The sequence below is a fragment of the Acinetobacter sp. IK40 genome, from assembly GCF_035615075.1.
GTDB classification, from domain to species: Bacteria; Pseudomonadota; Gammaproteobacteria; order Pseudomonadales; family Moraxellaceae; genus Acinetobacter; species Acinetobacter courvalinii.
Genome location: NZ_JANBOE010000001.1, coordinates 458,879 through 485,869, shown reverse-complemented (window position 1 = coordinate 485,869; position 26,991 = coordinate 458,879). Strand labels below are relative to the sequence as shown.

The 26,991-nt window shown below is 42.0% G+C and carries 22 protein-coding genes; 9 read left to right on the top strand and 13 right to left on the bottom strand.

What is annotated here, in order from left to right; all coding sequences use genetic code 11:
• Window positions 1-8: 8 nt before the first annotated feature.
• The 6 genes from MSG93_RS02380 to MSG93_RS02355 all read right to left on the bottom strand — a co-directional run bounded on the left by MSG93_RS02380 (window position 9) and on the right by MSG93_RS02355 (window position 8,822).
• Complete coding sequence (locus MSG93_RS02380; RefSeq protein WP_324620328.1) at window positions 9-1,127, bottom strand: hypothetical protein; 1,119 nt, start codon at window positions 1,125-1,127, stop codon at window positions 9-11.
• A gap of 122 nt (window positions 1,128-1,249) precedes the next feature.
• A complete protein-coding gene (locus MSG93_RS02375; protein WP_324620326.1) occupies window positions 1,250-2,173 on the bottom strand; it encodes a hypothetical protein in 924 nt (307 codons plus the stop codon).
• Complete coding sequence (locus MSG93_RS02370; RefSeq protein ID WP_324620324.1) at window positions 2,173-3,681, bottom strand: hypothetical protein; 1,509 nt, start codon at window positions 3,679-3,681, stop codon at window positions 2,173-2,175. Before MSG93_RS02370 ends, MSG93_RS02375 begins: the two co-directional genes overlap by 1 nt.
• On the bottom strand, window positions 3,681-6,506 hold the full coding sequence (locus MSG93_RS02365) for a type VI secretion system Vgr family protein (protein ID WP_324620322.1): 2,826 nt from the start codon (window positions 6,504-6,506) through the stop codon (window positions 3,681-3,683). Before MSG93_RS02365 ends, MSG93_RS02370 begins: the two co-directional genes overlap by 1 nt.
• A gap of 228 nt (window positions 6,507-6,734) precedes the next feature.
• Window positions 6,735-7,097 (bottom strand): 5-carboxymethyl-2-hydroxymuconate Delta-isomerase, encoded by a 363-nt coding sequence (locus MSG93_RS02360; protein WP_032867311.1) that lies wholly within the window; start codon window positions 7,095-7,097, stop codon window positions 6,735-6,737.
• A gap of 12 nt (window positions 7,098-7,109) precedes the next feature.
• On the bottom strand, window positions 7,110-8,822 hold the full coding sequence (locus MSG93_RS02355) for an AAA family ATPase (RefSeq protein WP_005229701.1): 1,713 nt from the start codon (window positions 8,820-8,822) through the stop codon (window positions 7,110-7,112).
• Between the two features lie 195 nt (window positions 8,823-9,017).
• Here MSG93_RS02355 and MSG93_RS02350 point away from each other — a divergent pair, with 195 nt between their 5' ends.
• A complete protein-coding gene (locus MSG93_RS02350; protein WP_324620319.1) occupies window positions 9,018-9,983 on the top strand; it encodes an alpha/beta hydrolase in 966 nt (321 codons plus the stop codon).
• Between the two features lie 20 nt (window positions 9,984-10,003).
• Here MSG93_RS02350 and MSG93_RS02345 read toward each other — a convergent pair whose 3' ends face one another.
• The gene (locus MSG93_RS02345; protein WP_324620317.1) at window positions 10,004-11,182 is read right to left on the bottom strand and encodes a transcriptional regulator; all 1,179 of its coding nucleotides are present in this window, start codon (window positions 11,180-11,182) and stop codon (window positions 10,004-10,006) included.
• A 124-nt stretch (window positions 11,183-11,306) separates the two neighbouring features.
• Here MSG93_RS02345 and MSG93_RS02340 point away from each other — a divergent pair, with 124 nt between their 5' ends.
• The 5 genes from MSG93_RS02340 (at window position 11,307) to MSG93_RS02320 (ending at window position 17,575) form a co-directional block, all read left to right on the top strand.
• A complete protein-coding gene (locus tag MSG93_RS02340) occupies window positions 11,307-12,818 on the top strand; it encodes an aldehyde dehydrogenase family protein (protein ID WP_324620315.1) in 1,512 nt (503 codons plus the stop codon).
• A 260-nt stretch (window positions 12,819-13,078) separates the two neighbouring features.
• The gene (gene eat, locus MSG93_RS02335) at window positions 13,079-14,509 is read left to right on the top strand and encodes an ethanolamine permease (RefSeq protein WP_262754456.1); all 1,431 of its coding nucleotides are present in this window, start codon (window positions 13,079-13,081) and stop codon (window positions 14,507-14,509) included.
• Window positions 14,510-14,532: 23 nt separating this feature from the next.
• Window positions 14,533-15,918: an ethanolamine ammonia-lyase subunit EutB gene (locus tag MSG93_RS02330; RefSeq protein ID WP_005229691.1), complete on the top strand. Its 1,386-nt coding sequence runs from the start codon at window positions 14,533-14,535 to the stop codon at window positions 15,916-15,918.
• A 12-nt stretch (window positions 15,919-15,930) separates the two neighbouring features.
• Window positions 15,931-16,743: an ethanolamine ammonia-lyase subunit EutC gene (gene eutC / locus MSG93_RS02325; protein WP_324620311.1), complete on the top strand. Its 813-nt coding sequence runs from the start codon at window positions 15,931-15,933 to the stop codon at window positions 16,741-16,743.
• Between the two features lie 118 nt (window positions 16,744-16,861).
• On the top strand, window positions 16,862-17,575 hold the full coding sequence (locus MSG93_RS02320) for a glutamine amidotransferase (RefSeq protein WP_324620309.1): 714 nt from the start codon (window positions 16,862-16,864) through the stop codon (window positions 17,573-17,575).
• 417 nt (window positions 17,576-17,992) lie between these two features.
• Here the strand turns inward: MSG93_RS02320 and MSG93_RS02315 are convergent, their stop codons facing one another.
• Window positions 17,993-19,720, bottom strand: coding sequence for a glutamine--tRNA ligase/YqeY domain fusion protein (locus MSG93_RS02315; protein ID WP_324620307.1), 1,728 nt, complete (start codon window positions 19,718-19,720; stop codon window positions 17,993-17,995).
• A gap of 167 nt (window positions 19,721-19,887) precedes the next feature.
• Here MSG93_RS02315 and MSG93_RS02310 point away from each other — a divergent pair, with 167 nt between their 5' ends.
• The 3 genes from MSG93_RS02310 (at window position 19,888) to nfsB (ending at window position 22,086) form a co-directional block, all read left to right on the top strand.
• The gene (locus MSG93_RS02310) at window positions 19,888-20,397 is read left to right on the top strand and encodes a peptidylprolyl isomerase (RefSeq protein ID WP_005229682.1); all 510 of its coding nucleotides are present in this window, start codon (window positions 19,888-19,890) and stop codon (window positions 20,395-20,397) included.
• Between the two features lie 79 nt (window positions 20,398-20,476).
• Window positions 20,477-21,193, top strand: a complete 717-nt coding sequence (locus tag MSG93_RS02305; RefSeq protein ID WP_324620304.1) for a UDP-2,3-diacylglucosamine diphosphatase — start codon at window positions 20,477-20,479, stop codon at window positions 21,191-21,193.
• Between the two features lie 239 nt (window positions 21,194-21,432).
• Window positions 21,433-22,086 (top strand): oxygen-insensitive NAD(P)H nitroreductase, encoded by a 654-nt coding sequence (gene nfsB / locus MSG93_RS02300; protein ID WP_324620302.1) that lies wholly within the window; start codon window positions 21,433-21,435, stop codon window positions 22,084-22,086.
• Window positions 22,087-22,120: 34 nt separating this feature from the next.
• Here nfsB and MSG93_RS02295 read toward each other — a convergent pair whose 3' ends face one another.
• The 5 genes from MSG93_RS02295 to tsaE all read right to left on the bottom strand — a co-directional run bounded on the left by MSG93_RS02295 (window position 22,121) and on the right by tsaE (window position 26,977).
• Window positions 22,121-22,978, bottom strand: a complete 858-nt coding sequence (locus tag MSG93_RS02295; protein WP_324620300.1) for an EamA family transporter — start codon at window positions 22,976-22,978, stop codon at window positions 22,121-22,123.
• An 81-nt stretch (window positions 22,979-23,059) separates the two neighbouring features.
• The gene (gene hfq, locus MSG93_RS02290; RefSeq protein WP_309347898.1) at window positions 23,060-23,521 is read right to left on the bottom strand and encodes an RNA chaperone Hfq; all 462 of its coding nucleotides are present in this window, start codon (window positions 23,519-23,521) and stop codon (window positions 23,060-23,062) included.
• Between the two features lie 92 nt (window positions 23,522-23,613).
• Window positions 23,614-24,558, bottom strand: a complete 945-nt coding sequence (gene miaA / locus MSG93_RS02285) for a tRNA (adenosine(37)-N6)-dimethylallyltransferase MiaA (RefSeq protein WP_324620297.1) — start codon at window positions 24,556-24,558, stop codon at window positions 23,614-23,616.
• A 6-nt stretch (window positions 24,559-24,564) separates the two neighbouring features.
• Window positions 24,565-26,511: a DNA mismatch repair endonuclease MutL gene (gene mutL, locus MSG93_RS02280; protein WP_324620295.1), complete on the bottom strand. Its 1,947-nt coding sequence runs from the start codon at window positions 26,509-26,511 to the stop codon at window positions 24,565-24,567.
• Window positions 26,501-26,977 (bottom strand): tRNA (adenosine(37)-N6)-threonylcarbamoyltransferase complex ATPase subunit type 1 TsaE, encoded by a 477-nt coding sequence (gene tsaE, locus MSG93_RS02275; protein ID WP_032867332.1) that lies wholly within the window; start codon window positions 26,975-26,977, stop codon window positions 26,501-26,503. The genes mutL and tsaE overlap by 11 nt, the downstream gene beginning before the upstream one ends.
• Window positions 26,978-26,991 lie beyond the last annotated feature (14 nt).

Below are 26,991 nucleotides of genomic sequence, written 5' to 3'. Positions count from 1 at the left end.
CATATTAGTTATTCTTCACCATCAAAGATCCAATATTCCTCACCCCAGTCTTTATTATATTTCGGAATTAAAGTTCCTTTAGTAAAATACAACCGCTTCTCCTTTTGGCTAGATAAAATCCAATAACCTGTTCTTGGGCATAGCTCGCCACCTATAACTTTTAAATCAGTTGTAGCAAAAATATCTACATCCTCAACCCCAATATCTTCAAACTCTCCACCAACCAATTCAACAAAGTACCAACTACAGTCAAAGCCAGTAAATGCATTTCTTGCAATCAACTCTGGGGCTAATCTTAATTGGGTGTCATAATCAAACTTTACATAACCAAAATCGTCATCTATTTTCTTCTTTTTAATATTTTCAATTGCGAATGTTCTTAGTTCTTCAGATGGCGTCCATGCTGTATATTCATTAAACTTAGAAAATAACTGCTTACCTAAAGCATTTAATGTTTCACATTCTTCCAATTGTCCACCCTCAAAACCATTTTCGTCACGGTAAGTCCAAGCAAATTGAGGTGTACCAAATTGATCGCCTATAGGGATATATACACCTGTCTTACAAATAGATTCCTCACTATTTATACGTATATTTGTATGAACTCTAAGCTTTGGGACTTTATGATCAAAAATTCCAAGCTCTTTAATCACTTCAAATAAACTATATAAAGTCCATGATCTTGGAGGCTTAACACAAGAATCGTAATAACTACATAATCTATATAATTCATCAAAGCGCATTTTAAAATCAGTTTCTTCTTCTTCTGACATCCAGTTGGGTCGAAACTCGCCTAACATACGTGCTGTATTATATGCAGGTGTCCGGCCATATTTTTCCTGTTTAGTCTGCTCTATAATCCTGATCAAACCTAATCTGAAATCGAATAAAGATGGGTAAGCATAGGTGCTCCAATTGGCTGATGTATCCCCCATTCCCCAACCTTCTTGCAATAGAACACGATCCCGATATTGTTGATCAGCGAGATCAATTACTCCACCAGTATATTGAATCAAATCATCCAATTTGGTCAGTAACATTTCCAAATAAGGCCGTGAAGTAAAATAATAGATGAGGGCAACTGATTGCTTTTGAAAACGAGTCAATTTAGAACAGCTTCTTAGCATAAGTTAGTCATCACTATCAAACGGCCAATACACTTCACCCCAGTCAAATTTGATCTCAGGTAAGATTTCAACTTCATCAAAACTTTATCCTTATTTTGAGAATCTAACCTTGAATACATAAATTATTTCTTATTCGTCACTTCTAAATACCAAATCGTTTCTCCCCAACTATTATTTTCAACCTCAGGAAATACCTCTCCCTGTTCAAAATAACGGGATTGCAATTGATTTGCAGGACTCCACCAATTACCTGTCCGTTGACAAGTCTGACCAGCAAAACCTTTTAAGCTTTCAGCTTGAATTGTCTCAGATGAACCACCTTCATCTGCAATCCGTCTCACCAGTAACCACGTTGTACTTTCTTCTCTAGCATATTGCAAACCACTACGACTTAATCCCACCAGAGCTTCAATAGCATCGTGCCCTTTAAGCAACAGCTGTGCACTTGCCTCAGGTATTTCAGGAATGTAAATACCATTCTGTGGTACTGTTTTTCCTGTCTCTACTTTAATATCAGCACTTAAATGATAAATAGGAAAAGAAAGTGGTAAATTTAATTCACCAAAACAATCCGTGTCATAATTTTCTGTTAGAAAGGTTATAGGCCAACTGCTAAAAACTGTTGCTTTAATATTAGATGCTAATAATCTTGCTTTGCTTTGCCACTGATCAAATAATGTAAAGTTATTTTCATCCATCCAATCTGGCAAATAATCAGTAGTCTGAGCATTAAAATCACTTTGCACATTTCCTGCAAATTGTAGTGCGGATAAATCACCCTCTAATAAACGCTTATAGCCATAATTTAATGCTTCTAGAGTTGATCTAAAGTTAGGTAATACTCGCTCCCCCCAAACTACATCAGGTTGTTGTGAAATATGTCGGTTTCGATAATCATAGGGTAAATCCTGCATAAATAGCTCAAGTGCATTTTCTGCTGCATCCAACATATTTTTATAAGCATCTACCAATTCTTTAAAATATTCAGTCGAACTATAGCGTTCAAGTAAGTAAATTTCCTGCGGACGAATTTCAAATTGCAACATTACTTTTTATCTCCATACCAGTTCTGTTCTAAACGGGGAACACCCACCATGCTGGTTTTAGCTTCACCAATCAAACCACTGTCATAGCCCCAAGGGGTTGCTTCACGTTTACTTATATTTGCATGTACTAAATCCTTAGGATCAAGAACAATCTGTATACCACCACCTTCAAGTACAAATATCTCACCTTTACTATTTACTTTCTCAACTTTGCCAGCACTACTTTTAAAAGTTTGGCTCGCCGCTGGCCCCTCCCATACCTTTAAGCCACCTTTAGGAACTCTATATTTAACCATTTCGCCATTATGATTCCATGAAGCAAATACCGCAAAATAGCGTCGCCAATCCGCTTTACTCTTAAGTTTCTTATATTCAGATTCTCGCATCCAACAGATACTATTATCATAACTGCTCGGATCAAGGACACGATATAAAATCGTGCCCTCAGGAAGGTCTATAGGTTCCAGATCATGAAATGTATCAAATTTACCTTTTAAAGGATAACTATTAGAACTATTAGAAATATCAGGATAGCCATCTAGAATTCTTGGTGATTTTTTTAAAGCTGCATATTTTTCTTTCGCTGCAACATCAACCCAATTCGGTTTATTGTTTAACACACTTTTTAACTCGGTATCTGTTCCTACTTTCTTAAAATTATGAATATTCTTAACATTAGTCGTCGCTTTAAAAGCCTGATCACTCTCTTTCTCGATTCTAACCGCCAATCTTTCCAAAAAGTCTTGCACAGGTTTTAAAAATTCACCAAGTTTTTGATTCGCCAAGTTACGGACATCAATCACGGTTTGCAACATTTGTCGTGCTTTTGCACCAATCGCCTTACTTGCGTATTTATCAATAAATTTAACCGTATCTCTTAAATATCCTACAAGTTTATCAAACACGCCCAACAAAGCCTGCTTGGTCAACATGCCTTTAACTTCTCGAATTTTGCTCGCTGTTGCTTTATAAATATTGGTAATCTTTGCGTTTTTAATGGCCTTTTTTACCGCAGGGCGTGCAAGAAATTTATTTAACTCTGTAATTCCACTTTCAATCGCAGGTTCAGCAAACTTATATATATTTCCACCCGTAAACTTTAAACCTTTGGTTGCAGGCTTAAGCATAAAGCGTCTAATAGGAGCCAAAATAACTTTGAAAACCCCTTTAAATAATGAACCCAATACTGGAAATAAGCCAATCAGTGTTAGAATCAGTCCAATCCATGCCCACGGATTATTACTGTCTTCTTTAATCTTTGTCGCATTCGCACAAATATCCCGAACATCACAAATCTGATCTACAAAAGGGATCATTGAAATCACTGTACCAGTGACAATTTGTGCAGTTGTTTGATCCTCTGCAAAGTCTCCTTGTAATACAACCCAAAGCCACTCTGCGATATCCGCTGCAGTTTCTTTCCCTTTCTTGATTGCATCATTTACTGGGGCTGTGAACCACGCTAGAGCATTGGTTAGCTCTTTCTTAGATGGTAAAAAATCTGGCATTAAAATTGCCCCTTATTCTTATCAATCTTGTCTAATTCTGCCATGACTGTATCAAACTGATCCCAAGGCTTATCTTCTTCCATTTTAGGTTGCTCATACTCAACTCTAATTGCTTTCTCTGGAACATTGTCATGATGAGCTTTACCATGCTCATCTAACCTTCCTTCAATAACCTGATTATTTTCAAAAAAGATTTTATAACCCAAATTTGCAAATGGTTGGCGATCTACATCTAGATGTTCTAAAGCAATCCAATTTTTATTATCAAATTTAGGCAAAGCTGGTAATTGTGCACTCACTTGTGCCCCACCCATAAACAAATGCTGCCCCGCCTTCACCTCAAACTTGCCACTTGTGGTCGGAAAAATCCCTGAGCCATTGAGCTTGATTTGAGAACCACCCGCTGTAATTACAATTTCTTTTGGACTGGTGATTTCTATACGATCTTCGGTCGAGATAATCTGGATGCCTTGCTTGGCCAGTAAATCCATACCATCCGATTGGGCATGCGCTTCAAATTTACCTTGGGCAGCCACCTGCTTGATCCCGTTCTGTGCCGCAAACAGACTAATTCGATTTTGCGCATGCGTAATCAGATTCTTTTGCGTACTCAGGTTAATGCTATCGCCCGCCAGCTGATTAATCTGTCCATCCGCAGAAACATGAATATCTTCATTGGTACTCAGGCCAATCCCCGCTGGTGAGCTCAATAACAGTAAAGCTTTATTAAATCTGGCAATTTTTGCTTCAATCTGTTCAGCAAATGCTTTCAATTGTTCAACCGATTCAATTTCGTCGGTCTGTTGGTTCTTGGCAACTTCGCTTAATGCTTTGACATTACTTTGATTACCTTCAAGCTGCTGTTTGGCTGGCTGCGCATCCAGATGCTCGCCTTGGGCCTGATCCTGTTTCTGCGTACTCAGCAACAAACCTTGACCTGCACGCACAGCCCCCCATTGATCGGTACGCAGCTCAAAACCTTCACCCCGGTCTTCACTCTCAGCCTTGTCCTTTGGGTGGCTCAGTTTACCGAGATTCAGTTGGCTGGCAGCATGACTGCTTTGTAGTTGCGCGCTGATTTGACCTGTGGTGTCATCAAAACGTAACTGGTTAAAGCCTTCGCCTTGGTATTCTTTAGATTTAATCCCTGCCAATTTCTTGGTATCCGGCAGCTTGCCGACATTGTCAAACTTGGTTGGACTCCGTTGTGCTTCATGAATCCTCCCCACCACATAGGGACGATCAATATTGCCATCAAAGAAGTTGATCACCACAATCTCACCGATACGGGGCAAGAAACGTGCGCCATAACCTTCACCCGCCCACGGTGTTAGGACATCGATCCAGGCAGAATCAGTATCGTTGTCATTGGCACCTGCACCACCATCGTGGCTATGGTCCTCTGTACGTGTAAACAGGAAGCGGACTTTAATGCGTCCCCATTCATCCACATGGATCTCATTACTACTCGGTCCCACCACGCGAGCGCGTTGTGGATGGGCTGCTGGTCGATGCTGCAAGGGGTTGTATTCTGGCACCAATGCCATATTACGGCGTTGTAGCGTCAGCTGATTCGCCTGACGTTCGTCGGCCTGCGCTGCACTCAAGCCTTTTAATTGCCAATGACTGTGCTGAAGTAAGGTATGAACCTGATCCGTCAGGTCCTTGGGTAAATTATTCTGGTTATAGAAGTGTTTTGAGGTAATTAAAAATTCTTTGTCTGCGCCCTGATGCTGATCAATTTCAGGATGTTCATTCAATCCAAACCAGTAACCGACCTGCGCATCCCGAACTGTCGAATTTGCAACAAACTGCTTGGCCTGAGCATCGTAGTATTGTCCTAAATTCTGATTCAGTTTTTCGATCTGGGCATTAACTGCTTTGGTGGTGCCATCTTCACCATTCAGGTCCTGAATCCACGCCGGTGAAAAATGCCATGCCTGTTCCAACGCCAGTTGCTGGTTATCATGCTGCTCACTATGTTGATGCTTACTCTGAACACTACCCGCACCTTCTTCCTGTTCCAAAGCATCGGCCTGCCAACGCTGTACATGTACCGCGCCAGGTTGTAATGTACGCTGGGCGACGAATGCCGTGATACTGTCCTGTGTTTCCGTAGCACTACTGCGATGAAAACGGATATGACGGCGATCCAAAGCATTATAATGACTATTATCATCAATCAGTCTGAGTTTTTGGGCCTGAATCTGCTCACTTGAGCTGGTAACTTTTAACTGGGCTTCATCAATCAGCCAGTTGATCCCTTCACTCCGCATCAAACGGGTCAGAAAGTCATAATCGCTTTCATTGCTCTGCATAATAAAAGGACGGACATCATAGTCTTTGCTAAGTCCGCTGACATCCAGGGTCAAACTGGCTGCAAATAGTGGACTTTTAGACTGCCATTCCTTAAAGATGGTCTGGATGACATCTGGAACTGATTTCGCCATAAACACACGGCTATTACGTCGATGCTTCCATAAAGCTGTCGGGTCTTGTACGCCGAGTTTATACAGGGTGAGCGAACCATCGCTCGCACCAACATCAGCCTGGGTCACGATACCGGTGATACGGGTCAGTTCAGCACGATCAGTGACAATATCAATGGCAACCTGACTGCCAATAAAACTTTTTAATGGAATGACGGCACTGGTCGAGAGACAGAGCAGTTGAAGCTCAATACCCTGATTGAGCTGATGAGTGCCTTCCACATATTGTAAGAATACTTGATCATTTAAAGATGAGTTGGAGAACTGAGCATGGATCGCACGTTTTTGCGCGTTCAGCCCTAAAGTCTCTAAAGCTTGAAAGATATTTTTCAGCATCTTTTTATAGATTATTTAATAAAATTTCGCGCATTTTATAAACAGCATACATACTTGTCTATATTTTTAATGTTACACCCTTATCAGCTTTTCTGCCCATGAACAAAATCATCTGAGAAAATAAAAACATAGCTCACTGTACGGATAAGTCTAAAAATCAGGAATATTTTTTATTCAAAAATGAATCAACTTCACCTCTGCACTCAAGTGCAGTTGATTCAGATAAAATTAAATGCTTGCCTTAAAATAATATTCGCTTGGCATATCAATTACTTCGACACATAGCTGTAACGGTAATTGATTCTCTACCGGCAGATAGTTTTTTTGTTCCAGTATCGTCAATAAAATACTGCCTAAATCCTGCTTTTGTGCCGCAGTTCTACCGCTGAGCAAATACAGCTTTAAATGGATATAGGCATCTTGCGTTTCACCCATTCCAATCAAAAAGGCCTCATCTTTAAAAATACGCGACTTTACATCATTCGGACTAAACAGATGGGTTGCAATCAATGCCGAATTGACACTACTAAGTAATGTATGCTGATCCAGTTCTGTCAGATTGGCCGAATAGTTGGCAACGAGATGAGGCATGTTTGATTTGTCCTATTCAATAAACAGTAAAGCCAGACGAACCTGATCATAGGCCATACGCGGGCTGGTGGCTTCCACGATGGGACGCAACTTGATTGCACCATCGTCGGTAAAATGTTCCGGATTCTTACGCTTATGCAAGCGTTTATAAATCTTGCGCACTTCTTCAACCACTTCATCACCAGGATTGGCCACCGAAATATCCAGCCCCTGCTCCTTATGCAGTCGCGCCAGATGATTGATAATGGTGGCAGGCGTTAAACCACGCTCATGCGCAATATCTTCAATTTCATAACCGCCTTCAAATAAAGCACGGGTTTCATCCAAAGTCGCAGCAGCGTAATTCTGCTTGCCGCCTTTGGCAATTTTCTTCTCATTGCGTGCGATTTCAGTCGCGTTCAGCGTACCGCCACAATGACGAATAAAGGCATTGTGCTGGGTGGTGAGATCAATATTTTCAAAGTTGGCTTCCGCTTCGGCAGACAGTTCCTGAAAACGGCGATCGGCTTTAATGGCCAGACTATCCAGTTCCAGTGCCTGCTCATTAAAGCCCAGCAGTTTCAAACCTGTCAGTGACTTCAAACGGGATAAAGCCACATAGCCCTGACCTTTCTCAAAGGTATGGCTTAAATTGATTTCTGCCGCTTCCAGTGTCATGCCTTGGCTTTTATGAATGGTAATCGCCCAAGCCAGACGTAAAGGAATCTGCTGATAACTGGCAATCACCTTACCTGCTTCATTTTCAATTGACCATGTTTCTGGCTCAACCAGAAAAGTGGTGCCATCGGTCAATTTGACTTTCGGCAAAATACCTTGCTTATCATCTTCTTCAAAGCCAATGACTTCGCCCAAGCTGCCATTGATATAACCCATATCAAAGTTATTTTTGACAAACATTACTTTGGCATGTTTTTTAAGGGTCAATTCTTCTGGCGCACGGACTGAGGATTTCAGGGTTTCAATTAACTTTTCATTACCGTCCAGCACTGCATTAAACTGATGACTTTCGTTGTCGATTTCATTGAGATGCTGATAGTTAATATTATCCACATCCATATTATGCGTGTACAACCGGGTAAAGGTTTCCCCAATGTCATGCTGGCGTGACTGATGTAAGGCCGAGATATGATTGTCCTGAATACTTTGCGCCCGAATCGCATTCAAAATCTGGTTAAGAATCTCGTCATCCTGACGATGTTGTTCAGTTAAATAACAGACCCGGAATTTGGCTTCGACCCAGGCATCAGACATAAAACAGAATTTATCACGATTGTTTTCATCTTTTCTGCCCACAGGTGGTAACTGGAAGAAATCCCCAGCCACAATCACCTGAATGCCACCAAAGGCTTCATCACTTTCTTTAAAGTATTTTAAGACCTGATTGACCAGATTTAGCTGCTTGGCATGCAACATGGAAATCTCGTCAATAATCAGGACCTGGGCATTTTCCAAATGCTCTTTTAAATATTTACGCTCTTTCATACGCTTGAGGTCATCATCACTCAAGCTGTCTTTAATTCCGATACCCGCCCAGGTATGAATCGTCATCCCGTTCATATGCGTTGCCGCAATACCGGTCGATGCGGTAATCGCAACCGGAACTTTACGTGCTTTTAAATAATGAATGTACTGATTAAGCGTATAGGTTTTTCCTGCACCAGCTGAACCCGTCAAAAAAACATTTTCCCCAGCTTTAAGTAACTTCAGTGCAGTCTCTTGTTTCATAATTTCTTCAGTCAAAAACAACAGCACATAGCTTAACGATTTTTTGGCAAAAATAAAAATCTAATCCAGTCCCAATCTGCGCTCTAACATGAAATGACGATCCGTGACTCAACTGCTGAGATCGTATATTTACGTTGACATCCAGAGGTTTTCATTTAAGGTATTTATTAATGAATTCAGACTTGATCTATAAAAATGACGACTTCAAATCTTTATACTTATCAGCCAGATATACTAGGTGAAGATTATCAGCAACTGACCTTAAATTTCGCTGATGATTATGATGGGAAAGTTGTAGCCACGCTGGTACGCAAGAAAGCTGCTCAAACCACAAAAAAAGCAGTTTTATATATTCATGGATTTGCCGATTATTTCTTCCAGAAAGAAATGGCAGAACAGTTTAACCAGCATGGTTATGATTTTTATGCGCTGGATCTGAGAAAATACGGTCGTTCCAGACTGCCCCATCAGAAATTCTATTATGTACTTGATTTACGCGAATACGATGCCGAAATCAGCAAAGCCTTAGAAATCATTGGTCAGGAAAATCATCAACAGGTGGTATTGGCTGGGCATTCGACTGGCGGCCTGATTGCGACACTTTATGCGGCACATTATCCGGATCATCGTCTGATTAAAGCAGTCTGGGCCAATAGCCCTTTTTATGATTTCTACAAAAGTACCATCGAGAAAAAACTCGGCATTCCCTTGCTCAGTGAAGTTGGTAAACGACTACCAAAGGCGAAGTTCCCAAGTGGTCTCAATCCATGGTACACCCCAAGCTTACATCAAGATTTCTATGGGGAATGGGATTTCAATTTAGACTGGAAACCGAAAACCATGCCCTTTGTGAATTTAAGTTTTGTGACCGCGATTCATGAAGCACAAAAAGAAATTCATCAAGGCGTAACCTTAAGTGTACCCACCTTGATCATGCACTCACATCAATCCAACAATCCGAGAAAATGGGGTATTGATGCACAGCAAAGTGATGTCATTCTGGATGTCAAAGATATGACACAGAATGCCAAGAAAATGAAAGGTGATATACAAACTCTAGCGATTCACAATGGTTTACATGACCTTGTGCTTTCAGCTCCACCGGTACGGGAAAAAGTCTATCAAGCACTGTTTGACTGGCTGGCAGAAAAACTTAAGTAATCACCATGACCTTACGATGCTCAGCAGTCACGATAGCGTCTGAGCATCTGCTTTGCAGGATGATCTATAGGTAATAATTCCATCAATCTTTCCACAACGTCAATCGCTTCAGGATTGTATGCCAGATGCTTGAATAAAATATCACTTTCCTGTGCCTGAAAAATCGCATGACTTAACCGCGATTCGATGCAGTCACGCCATGTACACAAAAATGGACTCTCGGTTTTCGCCAGAAAGATACCGGTATAACATTGTAAAGCGCTATTTAAATAGCCCGCATCCAGTGCTTGTTCCAGTTGCAGAAAATCCGCTTCGACTGGAACTTTCAGTTGATAAGGTCGTGAGCCCAAGGCATTTCCTAATCGCTCTCTCAAATGGGACATCTCTGCCTTTAAAGTTCCGATACTGACTTTGCGTTCCCCATACAGTGCTTGATGCAGGTGATCGAGGCTCATCCCCTGCGGACATAACGTTAATATCGTCATGATTTCAATCTGTCGCGGGGTCAGCAGCAGATTTTTACCATTGAATGAAGCCTGAGGAGCCGAAAAGGTTCTTAAATATAGCGATTGTTGCTGTAACTCATGTATTGCCATTTGAATAATTGAAGCACACCGCTCAACAGCCAGCACACCCAGACTATTATGATTTTTCCAGGTCGTTGATAAATCTACCACCCCTAAAATCCGTTTGGAGTGAGGATCAACTACAGGAGCCGCATAACAAACCCAGTCATGTACCGAAGCCATGTAATGTTCATTAGAAAACACGCAACTGGATTGCCGGGTTTTTAGTGACAAAGCCAGCGCATTGGTTCCAACCAGCTCTTCCTGCCACTGTCCTCCTGCAACAAAATGCACCCGTTCTGCTGCATTACGCATTTGCGGACTAGTTGCTGTCCAGATAATAGTGCTCCCCACATCTCCAACCGCCAACACCATCGAAGATTGTTCTGCAATATGCTTCAAGTCTTCTTTGCAATACTCCAATGCCTGCATCAACGAACTTTTACTTTCAGTACTTTGATCTTGTAAAGGCGCAGCATCGCGCTCTTTCGGAATATTGGCTTGCGTGGAACGTTCCCATGAACTCGCAATGCTCTGTCCAAGTTTCTCCGCATGTTTTGGATTTAAAACACTTTGGGTACGACATTGCTCGACCAGCATCCTTTGCTGAAGCAGCTCTTTCTTTGTGAACATTTGTAATTTCCTTGTCCATTTACAGGCAGTTCCAACCTTTTCCCAACCTTGGGCAATTTAATCTTTGTTCAATAACGTACTCGGTACTTTATTCAAATGAACTTACACATAAAGGAATATGTTTATGCGCTATATCGATCCTAATCAACCTGATTCTAAAATACAATTTAAAGCCCAATATGAAAACTTTATTGGTGGAAAATGGATAGCACCGGTCAAAGGAGTGTACTTTGACAATATTTCCCCTGTCGATGGCAAAAGTTTTACACGTATCCCTCGTTCAAGTGCAGAAGATATTGAACTGGCGCTTGATGCCGCCCATCAAGCCAAAAAGGAATGGAATAAATCTTCTCCAACCACGCGTTCTAATTTACTGCTAAAAATTGCAGACCGGATGGAAGCTCATCTGGAAATGTTGGCTGTTGCTGAAACCTGGGACAATGGCAAACCAGTCCGCGAAACACTTGCAGCGGATATTCCGTTAGCCATTGATCATTTCCGTTACTTTGCGGGTTGTATTCGTGCACAAGAAGGCGGTATTTCTGAAATAGATGAAGACACCATTGCCTATCATTTTCATGAACCGCTGGGTGTAGTGGGTCAGATCATCCCGTGGAACTTCCCGATCCTCATGGCGGCCTGGAAACTGGCACCTGCTTTAGCAGCAGGCAACTGTGTCGTAATCAAACCTGCTGAGCAAACACCGGTTGGGATTTTATTGGTGGCAGAGTTAATTCAGGATTTACTCCCGCCGGGAGTCCTGAATATCGTCAATGGCTATGGCGCTGAGGTTGGTCAACCCCTTGCAACCAGTCCACGTATTGCCAAAATTGCTTTCACAGGTTCAACTCAGGTCGGGCAACTGATCATGCGTTATGCGACAGAGAACATCATTCCTGTGACGCTCGAGCTCGGCGGAAAATCACCGAATCTGTTCTTTGCTGATGTCATGGATCAGGACGATGACTTTCTGGATAAAACTCTGGAAGGTTTCGCCATGTTTGCCTTGAATCAGGGCGAAGTGTGTACCTGCCCATCCCGTGCCTTGATTCAGGAAAGTATTGCAGATCAGTTTATGGAAAAAGCAATTGAACGGGTAAAACGCATTAAGCTGGGACACCCGCTTGATACAGAAACGATGGTGGGGGCACAAGCTTCACTGGAACAACAACAAAAAATCTTACGCTGTATTGATACAGGCCGACAGGAAGGTGCCGAGGTACTGCTAGGTGGTCATGAACGTAAAACAGTAGGTAATGGTTACTACATTGAACCGACGATTTTTAAAGGCCATAACAACATGCAAGTCTTTCAGGAAGAGATTTTTGGTCCCGTCTTGTCGGTAACAACCTTTAAAGACTTTGATGAAGCGATCCAGATTGCCAATGACACCATGTACGGTTTAGGTGCTGGTGTTTGGTCACGCTCTACCCATACCGCCTATCGTGCTGGACGTGCAATTGAAGCTGGTCGTGTCTGGACCAACTGCTACCACATCTATCCTGCCCATGCTGCTTTTGGCGGCTATAAAAAGTCAGGTGTAGGCCGTGAAAATCACAAAATGATGCTTGATCATTATCAGCAAACCAAAAACTTGCTTGTCAGTTATTCCACAAAAGCAATGGGCTTTTTCTAAGTCCGATATTCAAGGCATCTGTAACAAGCCAGCGTAAGTTTCTTTTTAAAAATCTACGCTGGCTTCTAAAATGAAAATTCACTTCACACAGCGTTATTGGCAGCTTTTTAGATAAAAAGCATGTTTACAACCGTGATTTCCCTTTTATTGCTATGACAACAGATTAAAACATCGATATTCATAATCAAGATTTGCACATGGTGTGCAATATCGGCATTGCTTTTGCATCTTGCTGATAAATCGAATACATGGAGTTTTGTATGAACAATCAAGAACACACGTCTACATTGTCAGTATCCCCAAGCTCTTCTGAGGATTATTTTGCACAAAGACAGCTTAAACAAGGCGCTGTAGGCTGGTTATTACTCATTGGTCTGGGCGTGGCCTATGTCATTTCTGGAGATTTTGCCGGCTGGAATTTCGGTATCGCTCAAGGTGGTTGGGGCGGTATGTTTGTCGCCACCACAATTGTCGCCTTTATGTATTTATGCTTATGCCTTTCCATGTCAGAAATGGCAACCATGCTGCCAACTGCGGGTGGTGGTTATAGTTTTGCCCGTACGGCTTTTGGGCCTCTAGGGGGCTATTTAACTGGCACGGCCATTTTGATCGAATATGCAATTGCTCCTGCTGCAATCGCCACCTTTATTGGCGCTTATTGTGAGTCATTATTTGGTATTGGTGGCTGGCAAGTCTATCTGGCCTGTTATCTCATTTTTATGGGTATTCATCTTAAAGGTGCTGGAGAAGCCCTCAAAATTATCTTTGCCATTACACTGGTTGCTGCAATTGCTTTGGCTGTTTTTATTTTTGCCATGTTCCCTCATTTTAGTATGCATAACCTGTTTGATATTCCGGCAGGTCAACAACGCGGTGCCAGTTCGTTTCTACCTTATGGTTATTTAGGAATCTGGGCTGCCGTTCCCTATGCAATCTGGTTTTTCTTGGCCGTTGAAGGTGTTCCTCTTGCGGCCGAAGAAGCCAAAGATCCGGCCAAGTCATTACCTCGCGGGCTAATCGGAGCCATGTTAATTTTAACCGCCTTTGCCATGCTGATTTTATTCTTGGGTGCAGGTGCTGCTGGTGCAAGCGCTTTGCAACATTCTGGTGCACCACTGGTTGATGCTTTAGTGAAAGTCTACGGACAAGGTACATGGCTCGCCAATTTTGTAAACTTTGTAGGACTGGCAGGACTGGTTGCCAGCTTCTTCTCAATTATCTATGCTTATTCGAGACAGATCTTTGCCTTATCCCGTGCAGGATATTTGCCAACCTCACTTTCCCTCACCAATCAGAATAAAGCCCCTTATTTAGCGATTATTATTCCAGGCATTATTGGTTTCTTACTGTCTTTAACCAAAGAAGGTGATTTACTGATTTTAATTGCTGTATTTGGAGCAACCATCTCCTACGTGCTGATGATGCTTTCGCATATTAAATTACGTCTATCCCGTCCACTTATGCACCGCCCCTATAAAACGCCTGGTGGCATTTTTACCTCTAGTATTGCTTTAATTCTTGCTGCTATTGCTGTGATTGCGGGCTTTCTGGTCAACCCAAAAGTCTGGTGTATTGCGGCTACAATCTACGTACTATTTATTGGCTATTTCATGTTCTACAGTCGCCATCATTTAATACAAGGTACACCAGAGGAAGAGTTTGCTCATCTCAAAAGCAATGAACAGGAATAAATCAGCAGATTAAGGAGAATCACATGCGCTATCGTCAAATCGTGGCTCAACAACAATACAATTTTGCCGACTTGAAAACCTTGATGGCTAAAGCCACGCCTTTACGTTCTGGTGATCAGTTGGCGGGTGTGGCAGCCCAAGACGCCACAGAACGCGTTGCTGCACAAATGACACTTGCAGAAGTTCCACTCAAAAACTTTTTACACGAAACAGTTGTGGACTATGAAACAGATGAGATTACCCGGCTGATTATGGATGAACATCGGGCAGACCTGTTTGCCCCGATTGCACATTTTACTGTGGGCGATTTTCGTAACTGGTTATTAAGTGAAAATGCAACGACCGAAAAACTGCAACAGCTTGCTGCTGGTTTAACGCCCGAAATGGTAGCCGCTGTCAGTAAAATCATGCGCAATCAGGATCTCATCTATGTCGCAAGCAAATGTGAGGTGATTACTCAATTCCGAAATACCATCGGTTTAAAAGGTCACCTATCCACACGTTTGCAGCCCAACCATCCAACCGATGATGTATTGGGTATTTCTGCCAGTATTTTAGATGGTCTGATGTATGGCAACGGTGATGCCGTGATCGGGATTAATCCAGCAACAGATAATCTGCATAATTTATCTGAATTACTGAAACTGATCGATCATGTCATTCAGGAATATCAGATTCCCACCCAGTCTTGTGTTTTGACCCATATCAGTTCAGGTATTCAACTGGCTGAAAGAAATGTCCCGATTGATCTAATGTTTCAATCCATTGCAGGTACACAAAAAGCCAATGAGGGTTTTGGTATCTCTCTTGCCATGTTGCAAGAAGGTTATGAGGCGACACTTGCGCTAAATCGCGGTACGGTAGGTCACAATGTGATGTATTTTGAAACCGGGCAAGGCAGTGCCCTGTCCAGCAATGCACATCATGGCGTTGATCAGCAGACCATCGAGACGCGAGCCTACGCCGTTGCGCGAAAATATAATCCTTTACTGGTGAATACGGTGGTCGGCTTTATTGGTCCTGAATATCTTTATGATGGTAAACAGATTATTCGTGCAGGCTTAGAAGATCATTTTTGTGGCAAATTACTTGGCGTTCCGATGGGCTGCGATATTTGTTATACCAACCATGCCGATGCTGATCAAAATGATATGGATGTACTTTTAACCCTATTCGGGACAGCAGGCATTAACTTTATTATGGGGATCCCTGGTTCAGATGATGTCATGTTGAATTATCAAACCACTTCCTTCCATGATGCACTTTATCTCAGGCAATTACTTGGACTCAAACCTGCACCTGAATTTTCTCACTGGTTAGAACAACAAGGAATCTTGAGGCAACAGCAGCACCAGATTCATTGGGCAGAGCAAGTCCCTGCTCAATTTTCCAAACTGTTCATGCATTAAGGAAGAGCAAAAATGAAACTTTCAAAAGATATCCAATATCCAGCCCAGTCTCATCAAGATCAGTGGGAAACGCTAAAACAGTTTACCGATGCCCGGATTGCGATTGGACGTGCAGGATGCAGTATTCCGACTCATGCATTGCTCGATTTTCAATTGAGCCATGCGCAAGCAAAAGATGCAGTTTTCCAGTCTTTAAATGTCGAATTACTGGCTGAGCAGCTACAACAACTGGGATTAAATCCAATCCATGTAAAAAGTCAGGCTGAGCATAAAGAACTCTACTTAAAACGACCGGATTTGGGGCGTTTGCTTTGTAGCCACTCTATTGAGCAACTGCAGCAAGTAAAGTCAGATGGCCAGTCTTATGATATCTGTATTGTAATTGGTGATGGTTTATCTGCGCGTGCCATTGAAGAAAATGCTCTTCCTTTTATTCAGGCACTTATTCAGCCTTTTTCTGAACAACGCTGGTCTTTAGCCCCTATTGCCATAGCCACTGGCAGTCGCGTCGCCTTAGGAGATGAAATTGCCGAAATTTTTCAAGCACGTATGCTCATTATGCTGATCGGGGAACGTCCCGGCCTTAGCTCTCCAGACAGTATGGGCCTTTATTACACTTGGGAAGCACATATTGGCTGTCTAGATTCACAGCGTAACTGTATTTCCAATATTCGCCCTGCGGGTTTAAGTATTCCTATTGCAACACAACGCCTACTGGCTTTGATGCATAACTCCAGACAGCTGGGACGTTCTGGCGTTGATCTCAAAGATGAGCATGTCGTCCCTGTAATGGAAGAGACTTATAATCGTAAGCTACTATTTTGACATGCTTTTTAAATAATAATCCGCCCTTCTTGCTGTAACTTGATACAGGATGAGCCCATCTGCGGTATAAATGCATTAAGATACCTAAGTTTCCTCTATCCATCCTTGGTACGCGATAATGACAAAGTCCACCTTTATGAAAACCGTCAATGTGATTCAACATCTTGCCTTTGAAGATCTGGGGTCTTTAGAAGATATCTTTTATCAACTCGGTTTCCGCGTACGTTATTTTGAAGCAGGTGTTGATGATCTCAGTCCGGCCCTGAATTATGAAGGCCTCACTGTAATCTTGGGTGGACCAATTGGGGTATATGAAACCGTAGACTATCCTTTTCTGCTCGATGAAATTGTCGGACTGAAACAACGTTTGAAAGCCAATAAACCCACCATCGGCATTTGCTTAGGCGCACAATTGATTGCACATGCATTAGGTGCAAAAGTTTATGCAGGGCAGCAAAAGGAAATTGGCTGGAGTCAGCTAGAGATCAAAGCGGTTGAAAATAATCCATTAGCATCACTTGAGCATGTAGAAGTATTGCACTGGCATGGCGATACTTTTGATTTACCAGAACATGCGACCTTATTGGCAAGTTCAGCAATCTATCCTAATCAAGCCTTTTCTGTCGGAAATAATATTCTGGCCTTACAGTTCCATCTTGAAGTTGTCGGAGAGAACTTTGAAAAATGGCTGATTGGCCATACCTGTGAAATACGTCATGCAGGCCTGTCTATCACTCAGCTCAGAGCAGATAATTTGACCTATGCCATGCAACTGGAACAACAGACTGCAAAAGTCGTGCAACACTTTTTGAATAACTTAGAAAATGCCTAATTTCCAAAGTTTCAAAAAACAGCATCTCATCTCAAGTGCTTTAATTTTTAAAGCACTTCTTTTTCTCCCACCTCCAAATAACCCCCTGAATGAAAATAAAGAAATAAATACATTTTAGACAGAAAATAAATACGCTTTAGGACAAATATAGCCCTTGGAAGGCTGAAATATTGAAAGAGAATTCAATTCATTCTAATGTTCAATGAATATGCAGTGATTGCCAAATAATTGGTAATATTTTTGTGATTGAGAAAAATGGTTATATTAAAATTCATCAAAAGTTTTCATACGCTGAATACGTATTTATTCCTAGCTTCAGTTTTATTCCTTGTGCTATTGGTTTATTTTTATCAAATCAATCCGCTTTAATCATGTCCAATTAAAAAAGGGCCTAATCTATTTAGGCCCTTTTTACTCTTACTTCTTGTCGGCTTTAAAACTGTCTTTCAGATCAAGGATACGGTTAAACACCGGTTTTTCTGCTTGATGTTCATGCTGATCCGCTACAAAGTAACCTTCACGTTCAAACTGAAAACGATCTTCAGGTTTTGCTTGTGCCAAAGCAGGTTCAATCACGGCCTGAACCACTTTTAATGATTCTGGATTCAGATGAGCCAAAAAGTCATCATCTGCATCTGGTGCGGCTTCGTTAAACAAACGATCATAAATGCGGACTTCAGCTGGGACACCTTTGGTCGCAGAAACCCAATGAACCACACCTTTCACCTTACGACCTTCAGGATTTTTACCTAAAGTCTCCGGATCAATTGAACATTTAAGCTCAACCACTTCACCATTGGCATCTTTAATCACTTCATCACATTTGATCACGTAAGCATGGCGTAAACGCACCTCACCCTCAGGAATCAGACGTTTAAAGCCTTTAGGCGGTACTTCTTCAAAATCTTTACGATCAATATAAAGTTCACGCGTTAACGGAATAATGCGTTCGCCCATGTCCACGTTCGGATGACGTGCATGAGTGAGATCCAATTCTTCAGGTAAATTGGTAAGCGTGACTTTAAGTGGGTTCAATACTGCCATACCGCGTGCTGCAGCATTTTCCAATGACTGACGGATACAGAACTCAAGCATCGCCACATCGACGATACCATCGGTTTTTGAAACGCCAACACGCTTACAGAAGTCACGCAAGCCTTCAGGGGTGAAACCACGGCGACGCATACCGACTACGGTTGGCATACGTGGGTCATCCCAGCCGTGTACATAGTTGCCTTCAACCAGTTTACGCAATTTACGTTTCGAGGTAATGGTATAGTCAACATTTAAACGAGAAGACTCGTACTGACGTGGCACTGCTTGCGAATGAACTTTCTCGACAATCCAGTCATAGAATGGACGGTGATCCTGGAACTCTAGGGTACAGAGTGAATGGGTAATGCCCTCAATTGCATCTGACAATGGATGAGCATAGTCATACATTGGATACATTTTCCATTTATCACCGGTTTGGTGATGCTCTGAATGCAATACACGATAAAGAATCGGATCACGCATATGCACATTCGGGCTGGCCATATCAATTTTGGCACGGAGTACAGCACCGCCCTCTTGGATTTCACCATTACGCATTTGTTCAAAACGTGCCAGGTTCTCAGCAACTGTTGCATCACGGTAAGGTGAGTTTTTACCTGGCTCAACGAAATTACCGCGGTTTAGCTTGATTTCCTCTGGAGTTTGCAAATCCACATAGGCATCACCTTGTTCAATTAACTGAACCGCCCATGCATATAATTGATCAAAATAACCAGATGCATAACGTGGCTCGCCATCCCAGTTAAAGCCTAACCATTTTACGTCGTTGGCAATACCATCAACATATTCTTGTTCTTCAGCATCTGGGTTGGTATCGTCAAAACGCAAATTACATAAGCCATCGAATTCTTCGGCAATCCCAAAGTTCAAACAAATCGCTTTCACATGACCAATATGCAAGTAACCATTTGGCTCAGGCGGGAAACGTGTTACTACTTTTTGGGTACGACCTTCTTTTAAATCATCAGTAATGACTTGACGAACAAAATCTAAGCCTGCCTGTTGTTCTTGCTGCGCAGCATCGACAGAGGCTTGAGTATTCGGCGTCGGGGTCTTTGGCAGTTCTGAAACAACATCATTTGGCTTCATAGGGTGTAAATCACTTCTTACAGTTAAAAATGGGAAATAAAAACGCAATCTTTACTATTTATGAAAGATTTTAACGTTTTTTACTTGCCTTGTAGTTTACAGTTTGCTTATGCTTCTCTCAACCAAAAACCCATGGTCAATTTGCCCATGTTTAGGAGATTAATGTAATGAGTTTTCCTCAAGTCGAATTAAACACCAACAAAGGTCGTATTGTTCTTGAGCTTAACGCTGAAAAAGCACCAAAAACGGTTGCAAATTTCTTAGAATATGTACGTGACGGTTTCTATGACGGCGTAATTTTCCACCGTGTGATTGATGGTTTTATGATCCAGGGCGGTGGCATGGACGAAAACTTCAAAGAGAAAGCAACGCGTGATTCAATCGAAAACGAAGCTGACAACGGCTTAAGCAACGATGAAGGCACAATTGCAATGGCGCGTACTCAAGCTCCGCACTCTGCTTCTGCTCAATTCTTCATTAATGTTAAAAACAACTCGTTCTTGAACCACACGGGTAAAACAGCTCAAGGCTGGGGTTACGCTGTATTCGGTAAAGTCGTTGAAGGCATGGACGTTGTTGAAGCAATTAAAGGCGTTCGTACAGGTAACCGTGGTTACCACGCTGACGTTCCTTTAGAAAACGTTGTGATTGAATCTGCTAAAATTATTTCTGAATAATAATCTCTCCTAAGTAGCATCGCTACGCAGGTCCCTCTTTGTTAAAGAGGGATTTAGGGAGATTAAAAAGGATAAAAATGTGACCTATCTGTTTATCTCAGATTTACACTTGTCACCTGATCACCCTCGACTCGTTCGAGGGTTTTTGGCTTTACTGGACGAATACAAGAATAAAAATACCCAGCTCTATATTTTAGGTGACTGGTTTAATGCCTGGATTGGCGATGATTACACTGCTCCATGGTTGGATGAAATTGTCACTGCCCTACAATCCTTTTCTGCTGCTGGTAATCAGATTTACTTCCAAGTCGGTAATCGTGATTTTGCCTTAGGCCAAAAATTCTTGGACCAATTCAACGCTATTTTACTGCCCGATGTTTATACCCAGGAAATTCATCACACTAAATTCCGACTTGAACATGGCGATGCCTTATGTACCGATGATGTGGCTTACCAGCGTTTCCGCAAAGTAATTCGTAATCCAGTGTTATTAGGACTCATAAAACGAACGCCGCTCAGTTTCAGGCAAAAACTTGCTAACGGTTTCCGCAAAAAAAGTAGTGCAACCAAACAGCTCAAAAGTTACGACATCATGGATGTGAATGCTCAAGCCGTAGAAACCGTGCTTGAACAGGTTGATTATTTAATTCATGGTCATACTCATCGTCCTGAAATCCATCAACTGCAAAATAAGCAGCGTATTGTATTAGGCGACTGGCGTGAAGATACAGCATGGATCTTAGAGCTCAATCCACAAGAAAATTATCAATTAGATTTTAAACAATGGCATTATTAAGTATTTAACTAGCTTGGTTACTAAACTATCTATTTCTTATTTCTTTATTTTTTAATGTTTAAATTGATTTCACTCCTATCGTGATATTAGGCTTTAATCTTCTTACGCTGGATCAGTGTTTTAGTCATTCTAATCAAGCGCATATACGACTTAAATCGATATCAAAATCACATTTAGCTACTTTCAGCGGCAGTGAGATCAAGTAAAATAAATGAAACTTTTAATTGAGTGAATGACGGATGGATACCTTAGCTACAGCAAAAACACGTTATGCAACCAAAGCTTATGATGCAGAGAAAAAAATTCCAAAACAGCAGTTTGAAAAGCTTCTTGAAATTTTACGTTTCAGCCCTTCTTCCGTAAATATCCAGCCGTGGCATTTTCTAGTTGCTGAGACAGATGAAGCTAAACAACGTATCGCATCAGGCTTGACGGGCAACTATGTATATAACGCTGCCAAAGTGCTTCATTCTTCACATACTTTAATCTTTTGTACACGTACCGATATCTCGGCTGAGTATTTAGAACAGTTATTACAACAGGATGATCTCAGTGGCCGTTTTAAAGATGAAACAGCCAAACAAGGTCAACGCACGACACGCGAAGGCTATGTCGAGTTTTATCGTAATGAACTGAAAAATCTGCCTGCCTGGATGGAAAATCAGACCTATCTGGCACTGGGGCAATTACTTTTTGCTGCAGGTCTGGAAGGCATCGACGCCACCCCAATGGAAGGCTTTGATCGTGATACCATCAATCAGGAATTTGGATTAAGCGAAAAAGGCTTAAAAGCCTCGGTCATCGTGGCGTTGGGTTATCGCAGTGACAGTGATTTTAATGCCAAACTGCCTAAATCACGTCTCCCTGACAACGTGATTTTCACGCGTTTATAAGCATGCAAAAAAGGGAGTATTGATTACTCCCTTTTTACATCATGGCTTTTGCCAGACAAAGTACCGCAACAATACCACTGACCAAACCAATCCAGGTATAGGCCTGTAAACGTTCTTTAAAGAAGATCACACCACTCAATACACCTAATACCACCACAAGAATATTCATACCTGCAAAAACAATGGCAGGTGTTTCCTTGAACAGCATATGTGCCTTGACATATAAAGCGATATTGGCAAAATTCAGTACACCGAGCACTAAACCCGTGAAAATATTTTTAGGCTGCCAATTTGGCTGTGTAATCGCGATATATGCAATTGAAAGGATAAAAGCACCAATAAAGGCAAGATTCAGCGTAACAGCCGATTGAAGCCCCAGACTACTGCTGTATTTAAGCAGCACATCAATTGCAGCATAACCCGCCCAGACACTGAATAAAAACAACGCAGATTTTAAATTGATGCCTTTACTGGCCTGCTCCGTAGCCTGACCAATAATAATGGCTAAGATTGCAATGATTCCCAGAACCACACCAATCAATTTGATCTGACTAAACTGTTCCCCAAAAATAAAATAAGCGGCGAGTAATGACAAAATCACCGCAAGTCGTTGCGCAATTTCTGTTTTAAGAATCCCTGCGAACTGCAATGATTTTGCCAGACATAAAAAAATACTCGGCAATAGCACAGCAAGCACTAAAATCAGCCACCAGGGTGTGTGATTGAAAGAAATATGGGTGAGATCGGTTTTAAACCAGTAATAACATAAAATGCTTGCAGTTAAATAATTCCATGCAATCATTTGAAAAACATCGAATCCCTTGGCTTTCAGGTATTTCAATACAATCGAGACGAGAACACTACAACATGCCGCAGCAACAATCATTTCCATAATATTTATTCTAGCTTTTTAAAACACAAAAAAATGCCAGTCAATTAAAAGACTGGCATTTTCTTAAAGATCATCGATCAATTAACGATTATTTTCGTCTTCTTGACCATCTTCAAATTTAGTTTCGCCATCGAAGCCACCTTGATGACCGCCGCCGAAGCCGCCTTGACCACCGAAGCCACCTTGACCACCGAAGCCGCTTTGACCGCCACCGAAGCCACCTTGACCACCGAAGCCACCTTGACCGCCGAAGCCGCCAGTAGAACCTTGACCACCGAAACCACCAGTAGCGCCTTGAGCCGGGAAGCCACCTGCAGCGCCTTGAGCACCAGCTGGACGTGGGTTACGCGCAGGAACAACTGTAGAAATCGCGTGTTTATAAACCATTTGGCTTACAGTATTCTTCAATAAAACGACATATTGGTCAAATGACTCAATGTGTCCCTGCAATTTGATACCGTTTACAAGGAAAATAGAAACTGGAATACGTTCTTTACGGAGAGAATTTAAGAACGGATCTTGTAAAGTTTGACCTTTAGACATTTTTAACTCCAAAAAATTTTTAAATCAGCGCAAAAAAACTATCTTTATTTTTCAACTAAAAATTATTAAAAAGACAGCTTGCGAATTTTGCTTTATCCAAAGAAGTTTCGCAAGTCTTCTTTCGCCTGCTTTATCGTCACGTAAGTTTTAAAATCGTGTATTTCTTGCAAAGAACGTAACCAAGTGTATTGACGTTTTGCTAATTGCCTTGTAGCAAATAGCGCTTTGTTCTCCATTTCTACTTTATTTTCGAGACCCAAGTCACTTTTTAATAAAAATTCTAAAGCTTGACGATAACCGACAGACCGCATCGATGGTAAATCCTCATCTAAATCGTATTTTTCAATCAACCCCTCTACTTCATTCAAAAAACCCATATCCCACATCTTGCGCAATCTTTGCTCAATGCGTTGATGTAATTCTAACCGATCTGGCATCAATGCGTAGTTATGAAATGTGTAACGATATGGTTGATTTTTAGGTTGTTCAGCTTGTAATTTTGTTATGGGTTGACCGGTAATTCGATACACTTCCAGTGCCCGAATAATCCGCTGTTTATCTGATACTTTAAACTTTTGTCCCGCCACAGGATCAACCGCAACCAGCTCATCATAAACCGCCTGCCAGCCTTCCTGCTCTGCTTTAGAACTGATTGCATCGCGTATACTTTGATCTGCATTCGGTAGATTATCAGCCAGCCCTTCCAGCAAAGACTTAAAGTACAGCATGGTTCCACCCACCAGAATCGGGGTTTTGCCGCGCGCATGCATATCATCAATCAATGGACAAACATCTTCCACAAATTGTGCTGCCGAATATACTTCTAATGGCGTAATAATATCGATTAAATGATGCGGATACTGCTCCTGCTCTTGTTTGGTCGGCTTGGCCGTACCAATGTCCATATCTTTATAAACTAAAGCCGAGTCTACTGAAATCAGCTCATAATTACCACGCTCGTAAAGTTCACATGCCAATGCGGTTTTACCACTTGCGGTAGGCCCCATTAAATTGATTACGGGCAATTGATTTGACATGTAAAACTACTCTCCTCGAGCAAATAATTTATCTAATTGATGCAATGGAAACGCGCGCCAAGTTGGACGACCATGATTACATTGACTGGCGAATTCGGTCTGTTCCATTTGGCGTAATAAAGCATTCATTTCTGAGAGGCTTAATTGTCGATGGGCACGTACTGCCCCATGACAGGCCATGCCCGCCAAAAGCTCATCACGTTTTTGCAATAAACCTCTCGCCTCATCATTAGGATCAAGGTCATTTAATAATTCTGGAATAAGATTAGCAAAGTCAGCCTTGTGCAAAATCGCAGGTACACCACGTACAATTACCTGCTCATCGCCATATTGATCTATTTCCAGACCTAAACGTTGCAATTGTGACTGTAGATCTTCGATCCGCGTCGCCTGCATACGCGTGATAGACACCACTTTCGGAATCAGCAATTGCTGTGAGGTCCAGAATTCGGGTTTATCCCATGCCGATTTCATTTGTTGTAACAGAATCCGCTCATGAGCAGCATGCATGTCTACAATAATCAGGCCTTCCGTATTCTGAGCCAGAATGTAGATGCCATGTAGCTGTGCAATCGCAATACCTAACGGAAACTCATCTACTCGAGACGGTGTATTGTCTTCTTCAGTCACAGTTTCAGACTCATCACGCAAAGGTGCCAAATAGGTTTTCAAGGCATTATTCAATTGTGCCGAACCGTTATATTTGGGTTGCTGAGTTTGGGCTGAATTGTACTGTACCGCCTGCGGGCGACTCTGATGAAAGTCGGTCAATAAATCGGTTGACACCTCGGCAGGCTGAGCGGCCTGTGGTACAGCTTCTACAGCGGCACGATGCAGATTAAATTGTTCCTGATATTTTGGCTGTGCTGGAGCACTGAAGTTATTCTCTGCCCCATCTGTTTTCATGGCCTGTGCCAGATCAGCGGTTGCCGTCTGGAATTGCGACAAAGTTGCTTTGGCATAATGCCGTACGAACTCATGCACTTCACGCTGGTTCAGAAAACGGATTTCGTGCTTGGTCGGATGCACATTGACATCAATATTTTCTGGATCAACTTCCAAAAATAACAGATAGGACGAATGTTGATGACCATGCAGAATACCGTCATAGGCCATGCGTAAGGCATGCGAAATGGTCTTGTCCTTCACAATACGACCATTCACATAGACATATTGCAAATCAGCCTGTGCCCGCGCATCGGATGGATGTCCTAGCCAGCCAGACAAACGCATATTAATACTATCCGAATCAATCCAGTAGGCATTCTGGATAAATTGCTGTCCCAATAATTGCTGCACCCGCTGATATCGTAGTTCACCACTATCCGCGATCGGCAGGTTTAAACGGATATTATCGTTATGTTCCAGTACAAATCGGATATCGAAATGGGTTAAAGCCAGACGACGCACAATTTCTTCAATATGATTAAATTCTGTGGTCGGTTTTTTTAAGAATTTACGGCGTGCAGGCACATTAAAAAATAAATCCTGCACTCGAATATGCGTTCCTTTCTGGGCAGCCACCGCCTGAATCTGCTGATGATCAAATGCTGTCCCGTTCACTTCAACCTGATAGCCAACACCCTGCTCATCCTGACTGCTGGTCAAGGTCAAACGCGATACCGCTGCAATCGAAGCCAAGGCCTCACCCCGAAAGCCCAGACTCACAATCGCATGTAAATCATCTGCCGTCTGAATTTTGCTGGTGGCGTGTCGCATCACGGCTAAAGGTAAATCTTCCGGATGAATCCCGTTACCATTATCAATGATTTCAATCAGGGTTGAACCACCCTGAGCAATCCGGATAATCAGTTCAGTTGCGCCCGCATCAATCGAGTTTTCTAATAATTCTTTGACCACTGATGAAGGACGTTCAATAACCTCACCCGCTGCAATCTGGTTGGCTAATGCAGCATTAAGGGTATGAATACGACGGGTTGAATCATGCGCCATTCAATTGTTCCTGCAAAATTTGAATTAAAGATTCTGATTCTGTAGTTAAGGTGACAGAACGGGTCAATTCATCCTCTGATTTTTGAATATCAATCACGATATCCGGCTTTGGAATCTCATCGCCACCTTTGGATGGCCATTCAAACAGAAATAAGGCGTCAGGCGTTTCCAGATAATCACGAATCCCCATCAACTCCAATTCATAAGGATCATCCAGACGATACAGGTCGAAATGGAAAATTTCTTTACCCTGAATGGTATAGGGTTCAACCAGCGTATAGGTCGGACTTTTTACCGAACCCTGATGACCAAGATTTTGTAAAAAATAACGGGTAAAGGTCGTCTTGCCAGCACCCAGATCGCCAATCAAGTAAATAATGCCTGAATGCACATGCTGAGAGAGGATGCGTGCAAACTGTTGAGTGTCTTGTTCATGATTTAAGTTAAATTTCACTGAATATGACATGGCAAATAGAACAA

Coding starts and splice junctions, on each gene's coding strand:
- MSG93_RS02380 (WP_324620328.1), bottom strand. CDS start 1,127: ATGCTAAGAAGCTGTTCTAAATTGACTCGTTTTCAAAAGCAATCAGTT.
- MSG93_RS02375 (WP_324620326.1), bottom strand. CDS start 2,173: ATGTTGCAATTTGAAATTCGTCCGCAGGAAATTTACTTACTTGAACGC.
- MSG93_RS02370 (WP_324620324.1), bottom strand. CDS start 3,681: ATGCCAGATTTTTTACCATCTAAGAAAGAGCTAACCAATGCTCTAGCG.
- MSG93_RS02365 (WP_324620322.1), bottom strand. CDS start 6,506: ATGCTGAAAAATATCTTTCAAGCTTTAGAGACTTTAGGGCTGAACGCG.
- MSG93_RS02360 (WP_032867311.1), bottom strand. CDS start 7,097: ATGCCTCATCTCGTTGCCAACTATTCGGCCAATCTGACAGAACTGGAT.
- MSG93_RS02355 (WP_005229701.1), bottom strand. CDS start 8,822: ATGAAACAAGAGACTGCACTGAAGTTACTTAAAGCTGGGGAAAATGTT.
- MSG93_RS02350 (WP_324620319.1), top strand. CDS start 9,018: ATGACGACTTCAAATCTTTATACTTATCAGCCAGATATACTAGGTGAA.
- MSG93_RS02345 (WP_324620317.1), bottom strand. CDS start 11,182: ATGTTCACAAAGAAAGAGCTGCTTCAGCAAAGGATGCTGGTCGAGCAA.
- MSG93_RS02340 (WP_324620315.1), top strand. CDS start 11,307: ATGCGCTATATCGATCCTAATCAACCTGATTCTAAAATACAATTTAAA.
- eat (WP_262754456.1), top strand. CDS start 13,079: ATGAACAATCAAGAACACACGTCTACATTGTCAGTATCCCCAAGCTCT.
- MSG93_RS02330 (WP_005229691.1), top strand. CDS start 14,533: ATGCGCTATCGTCAAATCGTGGCTCAACAACAATACAATTTTGCCGAC.
- eutC (WP_324620311.1), top strand. CDS start 15,931: ATGAAACTTTCAAAAGATATCCAATATCCAGCCCAGTCTCATCAAGAT.
- MSG93_RS02320 (WP_324620309.1), top strand. CDS start 16,862: ATGACAAAGTCCACCTTTATGAAAACCGTCAATGTGATTCAACATCTT.
- MSG93_RS02315 (WP_324620307.1), bottom strand. CDS start 19,720: ATGAAGCCAAATGATGTTGTTTCAGAACTGCCAAAGACCCCGACGCCG.
- MSG93_RS02310 (WP_005229682.1), top strand. CDS start 19,888: ATGAGTTTTCCTCAAGTCGAATTAAACACCAACAAAGGTCGTATTGTT.
- nfsB (WP_324620302.1), top strand. CDS start 21,433: ATGGATACCTTAGCTACAGCAAAAACACGTTATGCAACCAAAGCTTAT.
- MSG93_RS02295 (WP_324620300.1), bottom strand. CDS start 22,978: ATGGAAATGATTGTTGCTGCGGCATGTTGTAGTGTTCTCGTCTCGATT.
- hfq (WP_309347898.1), bottom strand. CDS start 23,521: ATGTCTAAAGGTCAAACTTTACAAGATCCGTTCTTAAATTCTCTCCGT.
- miaA (WP_324620297.1), bottom strand. CDS start 24,558: ATGTCAAATCAATTGCCCGTAATCAATTTAATGGGGCCTACCGCAAGT.
- mutL (WP_324620295.1), bottom strand. CDS start 26,511: ATGGCGCATGATTCAACCCGTCGTATTCATACCCTTAATGCTGCATTA.
- tsaE (WP_032867332.1), bottom strand. CDS start 26,977: ATGTCATATTCAGTGAAATTTAACTTAAATCATGAACAAGACACTCAA.